This is a genomic window from Schwartzia sp. (in: firmicutes), from assembly GCF_978017985.1.
Window position 1 is genome coordinate 23,825 of record NZ_CDXDFU010000111.1, and the last position, 6,074, is coordinate 29,898.

Consider the following 6,074-nt stretch of genomic DNA (forward strand, 5'->3'; position numbering starts at 1 on the left):
TACAAAAAATCCCTGCGGACGTAATCTGTCCACAGGGATTTTTCATTTCAATCACTCAACACCGAGAACCTTGTAATCCTGATCTTCAACAGCCTTGCGAAGAACATCATCCGCAACCTCTTCAGCCATAGTGACGGTTGCCTTTCCCGCAGCGTGGTCAGCCACAGCCTCGGAAACACCCGGCAGAGCCTCCAGCGCCTTTTTAACACGGGATTCACAATGACCGCACATCATGCCTTCAATTTTCATAGTTTTTACCATAGTATGCACCTCTTTTTTCTTTGTTTTTGATATATCAACGGAACGTTTTTTATCTCCGTTGGAATCATATATGTTAAAAAAGTTCAGCCTGAGCGCGTTGGTAACAACCGATACGCTTGACAAGCTCATTGCCGCCGCGCCGAACATTGGTGTCAGCGACCAGCCGAAAACAGGAATCCACGCTCCTGCGGCAAGCGGTATTCCGACGACATTGTAGAAAAATGCCCAGAAAAGATTTTCCTTTATATTCGTAAGAGTCGCACGGCTCAAACGAATTGCCGCAGGAACATCAAGAAGACGGCTCTTCATTATAACGACATCCGCCGCGTCTATAGCGATATCCGTCCCCGTTCCGACAGCTATACCTACATCGGCCCGGGTAAGTGCAGGAGCGTCATTTATTCCGTCCCCGACCATAGCGACTTTTCCGGATTCCTGCAGTCTGCGGATTACTGCTTCCTTGCCTTCAGGGAGTACATCCGCAATTACCTCATCTACACCTGCGGCACGCCCAACAGCTTCAGCCGTCCTACGGTTGTCTCCGGTGAGCATAACAACATGGATTCCCATAGCTTTCAACTGTTCTATCGCTTCACGGCTGTCATCTTTAAGAACATCAGCCACGGCAATCATACCAATCAGTCTTCCGTCCTTCATGAAGAACAGCGGTGTCTTTCCTTCGTCAGCAAGTTTTTCTGCTTTTTCCTGCAGTTCATCGGAAAGCTCCGTGAAGGAAGCGATAAATTTACGGCTTCCTCCGATAAGTTTTTCCCCGTCAGCAAATCCTTCGACTCCGCTTCCGGAAACTGCCTTGAAATCTTCCGCAGGCTCCACGTTAATTCCGTCTTCCTCTGCGCGGAGCATAACCGCCCGTGCCAATGGATGCTCGCTTTTTGCTTCAAGAGCTGCCGCCATTTCAAGAAGCTCACGTTCGCTGATGCCATCTGCGGGAAGGATATCCGTTACTCTCGGCTCGCCCCGTGTAATCGTTCCGGTTTTATCAAAAGCGACAATCTGCGTGCGCCCCGTCATTTCCGCTGCCTCTGATGTCTTAAACAAAATACCGTTCTTTGCGGCGCGTCCCGTTCCCGCCATTATAGCTACAGGTGTTGCAAGCCCGAGAGCACACGGGCAGCTTACAACGAGCACCGCAATACCATGTGACACCGCGGACGTCGTGTCTGCTCCCGCCCAAAGCCATACGGCCGTGGTTATTACGGCAACAGCAATTACTATGGGAACAAAAACTCCCGAAACACGGTCTGCCATCTTTGCGATAGGCGCCTTCGTCGCTGCTGCGTCACTTACAAGCTGAATAATCTGCGCGAGAGCAGTATCTTTTCCAACTCTCTCCGCACGGAACTTCAAAAATCCCGACTGGTTGAGCGTTGCCGACGATACCGCATCACCCGGTCCTTTATCAACAGGAATGCTTTCTCCAGTGAGTGCTGCCTGATTGACCGCACTTGTTCCTTCCAGAACAATACCGTCAACAGGTACTGTTTCGCCAGGACGTACCACAAATACATCACCGATAAGTACCTCTCCCACAGGCACAGTCTGCTCGATCTCTCCCCGAATAACGGTTGCAGTTTGAGGCGCAAGCTTCATAAGACTTTTAAGAGCGTCCGTTGTCTTTCCTTTTGAGCGCGCCTCCAGCATCTTGCCGATGGTTATGAGTGTTACTATCATAGCCGCCGACTCGAAGTAAAATCCCTCCATCAGGAAAACAGTTCGTCCGAAATCCCCTGCAAGCTGCGCCGTCGTCATTTGAAGAAGCGTCAAAAAGCTGTAAACAAATGCCGCCATGGAACCGAGAGCAACAAGAGTATCCATATTCGGTGCTCCACCGAACAGACTCTTTCCTCCGCTCACAAAAAATTTCTGGTTGATAACCATGATGATGCCCGAAAGCAGCATCTCGACAATCCCCATCCCCACAGGATTTCCTGCAAGGAATCCCGGAAGGGGCAGGCCTAACATCATATGCCCCATCGAAATATAGAGAAGAACTGCCAAAAAGCCCAGAGAATATAAAAGCCGTTTTTTCAATACAGGTGTTTCATGATCCTTCAGAGACTCGGCTTCATCCGCGAACAAATCTCCCTGCTGTGCTTTCGAGGCCCCTTTAACTGCCGCCCCGTAGCCTGCAGCCTCAACTGCCGCGATTATATCTGCAGCGGAGGCCGTGCCTTCAACGCCCATTGAATTTGTCAAAAGACTCACAGAGCAGGCAGATACCCCCGGCACCTTGCTCACAGCTTTTTCTACACGGTTCGAACATGCCGCGCAGGTCATTCCCGTGACATTATACTGTTTCATCCATTGTCACCACCTTTCAATATACCCCCTGTCATTTCATAAATTTTTCCAGAAGTTTTACAAGCTCATCAACAGTCTCATCCTTACCTGCACGTATGTCCTCGGACACGCAGGAACGGATATGATTGGCAAGAAGTTCACGGTTGAACGCGTGAATTGCCGCCGTTGCCGCCGCCGACTGCACAAGAATATCCGGACAGTAAGCACTTTTTTCAACCATACCGCGGATACCGCGAATCTGCCCTTCAATACGGTTCAATCGATTAATGAGCTTCTTGTATTCATTTGAAGAACGTACCTTGATGCGCGCGCAGTGCGGGCACCCGAGCTCTTCTTTGATTTCTTTTGCTTCTTCCATTTCAAACACCTCTTGCATCATAATATACCTCATCGGGGTATATTGTCAAGTACCCCCCTGAGGTATTTATCCAGGCATAAAAAAAGGGCTTTTACAGCCCTTTTTATTTCAAAATCCAAGCCCTGTCATGCTCTGCTGCATGAGATACATCCAATAGGCCGCAGCTACACTTGTCTGCTTCATCTGTGCCTCTCCTCCGACAGCTGACACTTCTATACTGTCGGAATTTCCGAGTGCCTTTGCCAGTGTTGTTTGGAGATTTATTTTCTGTCTTGCAAGCTGTGAGGTGAGCAGAAGATTCTGTGTCATCTGTGATGCACGCTTCATCCAGAAGCTGCTTGATGAGCTTTTTTTGCCCTTCGTCATGGACATTGCGTTAAATAGTGCCTGGCTCTCCTTTCCCCAGCTTTCAGCGCGGTAATTCTCGCGTGTCTGCCCGTATTTCAGCATTACGTAGCTTCCGCCGGTAAGGGACGCGGTACGATTCTGCGTAACCAACGCCGAACGAATGGAATCCAGCACCCACTGTTCATACAATGGGTCCTTCTGCATTGCACGAAAGCCTCCGTCCGTTATCTCAATCGATACCGTATCATTTGCACGGCTGTCGTCCATCTGCATGGCATTAACCTGGGATTCGATATAATCCTTGTATTCGTCAAATGTCATTTCGGAGGTATCTTTTGAAGTCGCAACGGTTTTCCCCGCCGCTTTCTGAATAGCCGCCATTATTTCTTTATATGAGGCCGTCCCGTTCTGTGCTGCCTTTGCCGCGTTTTCCAACGTTGAAAGCATATTAACGGAGCGCATTGTCGAATCCAAGAGAATTGTATTTCGCATACCGTTTCCTCCTTTCCAGCCTCTTTGTCCCATATATCGTAAAATTCATCAAAAAAGTTAATCATCATTTACCTAACGTGATACAATAGGAGAAAACCATTTCACAGAAATCAAGGAGGCTTTTTAATGTTAAAGCTCAAGAAAATCATTGCAGGCGCGCTGATTTCCGCTTCTCTCTCCGCGCCGTTCCCCACATACGCTGCTGAAGCAGCCGCTGCCGAATCCGGGCCGGCGGCTGTCGAAACTGTTGCAGAAGAACTCGATGCCGCTTCCTATCTGAAGCTCGCTCAGACAAAAAATGCAAATGTACCGAACAAAAGTATAGATATGACATTCAATGTGGATGCCGCCCTCGGAAACGCCCACATGAATCTCAAAACGAACTACCTTATTTCCTCACCGGTCAAACCGACAAAGGAAGGACTTCGCTCGAAGCTGGTAGACGCAAAAACTATTGAACAAAAGTCTCTTGCCCTTAAAGACAAACCCAATACTAATCTGAAGGAAATACTGGGTGACAATATCATATTCATGGAAGGGACTCTCAACTTTTCTATCCACGCGCTCCCCACCATGAATCAGGATACGAAAAGCCACTATTTCTCGAAGATTGACAAAGACAGCTACGACCGTTACAGCTATGACGAAAAAACGAAAAAATGGATTCATCAGCAGATAAAAATGACTGAACTGCAGGGCAGCATGGGAAAAATGGAAAAAATGCTTACAAGCCAGGCAGCCAACGTCGATTTCCTGTCAACGCTCATTAATCCCGTTGTTGAAGATGCACCCTCAACCGACGATATTCGTTCTGTCATCGTAAAGACAAACCTTAACGATGTATGGGCTGTCATTTCCAAAATGTCCGAGAAGGTTCCTCCTTTCGAAATCGATGATCCTGAGGCGGCAACCCTTTCCATACAGGTTGATATTGACCGCAAAACAATGAATATCATCGGTGAATCCGGAGATGTAACGAATACTCTGCGATACGTCGCGCACAAATTCCTCGATAAAGCGAAAAACATGAACGAGATGCAGCGCCAGATATTCGGCAGCATGATTGACACAGCAACAGCCAAGTTTAATATTCAATTCAGCGACACCGATGCCCCCAAGGAAATTCTGATTCCGAAGGCCGCCATCAATGCCCCTGCTGTCCCGTTCTTCGAAAAGAAAAAGGACGCAGAAAACAAAACCAAAAAGGACACTCCTGTTTCCGAAACCAAGGAAGCAGGGAAATAACTCCGAAAGGAAGGTTTCGGCCCATTGGAAAAAATACTGGAACAGCTTCGCTTAAAAGGCTATAAAGTAACTCCACAGAGGCGCGCGGTATTGCAGGCTCTCAATTCCTTTGAATACTTTCCCACTGCACAGGAGCTTCTCGCCGAAGTACGAAAAACAAATCCTGACGTGTCCCTTGATACGATTTACCGCAACCTTTCTATGCTCACGGAGCTTGGCATAGTTCACGAAATCCACCGCACATCGGGAAATGTGTACGAGCTGGCAAAGGACGGACACCACCACCATCATCTCGTATGCACGAAATGCGGCCGAACCGAATGTATAGATATATGCCCGGTCACGGATATATATAAGGAAGAAGCGGAGAAAAAAGGCTTCACTATCACAGGGCACATGTTTGAGTTCTACGGGCTCTGCAGCAACTGCCGCGAAAAGAAATAACCCTCGCTAAAATACAGAAATAAAAAAAGGCATCGTAACTGATGTCTTTTTTTATTGCCTATAAAAAAATTTTGTGCTATTCTGTTAAACAGTAATTTTCTTATTTAGGTATTTTATCAATTAGGAGGGACCTTCTTTGAAAATCAAATCCAAATTCTTATGCCTGCTTCTCGGACTCTGCCTGCTGCTTGCAGGCTGCGGAGGAACCGCTGATAAAAACGGCACTGCCGCAAAGGACGGCAGCTTCCGTATCGTAACCTCCTTCTACCCCATGTATATTGATGCCATCAATATCGCAAAAGGAATTGACGGAGTTACTGTCACTAACATGACAAAACCGCAGACAGGCTGCCTGCATGATTATCAGCTCACCACCGAGGATATGAAAACACTGGAAAAGGCAGACGCGTTTGTCGTAAACGGAGCCGGCATGGAAAACTTCCTCGACAAAGTCGTAAAGGCCCAAAAAAATCTAAAACTCATCGAAGCATCAAAAGAACACATCGACTTTATTGAAGAAAACGGCGAACCAAATCCTCACGTCTGGCTCAGCGTCACTTCAAATATCGAACAGGTAAAGAACATCACCACTCAGCTGAAAGCC

The 6,074-nt window shown here is 47.6% G+C and carries 6 protein-coding genes; 3 read left to right on the plus strand and 3 right to left on the minus strand.

Annotation, left to right across the window (positions count from 1 at the left end):
• Positions 1–51 precede the first annotated feature (51 nt).
• The 3 genes from ACY69O_RS05150 to ACY69O_RS05160 form a co-directional block, all read right to left on the minus strand.
• Positions 52–2,583: a heavy metal translocating P-type ATPase gene (locus ACY69O_RS05150; RefSeq protein ID WP_462332392.1), complete on the minus strand. Its 2,532-nt coding sequence runs from the start codon at positions 2,581–2,583 to the stop codon at positions 52–54.
• A 31-nt stretch (positions 2,584–2,614) separates the two neighbouring features.
• Positions 2,615–2,941 carry a metal-sensing transcriptional repressor gene (locus ACY69O_RS05155; RefSeq protein WP_462332393.1) on the minus strand — a complete coding sequence of 109 codons (327 nt, stop codon included), beginning with the start codon at positions 2,939–2,941 and terminating at the stop codon, positions 2,615–2,617.
• 108 nt (positions 2,942–3,049) lie between these two features.
• A complete protein-coding gene (locus ACY69O_RS05160) occupies positions 3,050–3,781 on the minus strand; it encodes a hypothetical protein (protein ID WP_462332394.1) in 732 nt (243 codons plus the stop codon).
• A gap of 126 nt (positions 3,782–3,907) precedes the next feature.
• On the opposite strand from ACY69O_RS05160, the gene ACY69O_RS05165 reads away from it, so the two are divergent.
• From ACY69O_RS05165 to ACY69O_RS05175, 3 genes are all read left to right on the plus strand, one after another.
• Positions 3,908–5,026, plus strand: a complete 1,119-nt coding sequence (locus ACY69O_RS05165; RefSeq protein WP_462332395.1) for a hypothetical protein — start codon at positions 3,908–3,910, stop codon at positions 5,024–5,026.
• 24 nt (positions 5,027–5,050) lie between these two features.
• Positions 5,051–5,470: a Fur family transcriptional regulator gene (locus ACY69O_RS05170; protein WP_462332396.1), complete on the plus strand. Its 420-nt coding sequence runs from the start codon at positions 5,051–5,053 to the stop codon at positions 5,468–5,470.
• 136 nt (positions 5,471–5,606) lie between these two features.
• The coding region (locus ACY69O_RS05175; RefSeq protein WP_462332397.1) for a metal ABC transporter substrate-binding protein at positions 5,607–6,074 on the plus strand (468 nt) is incomplete at its 3' end.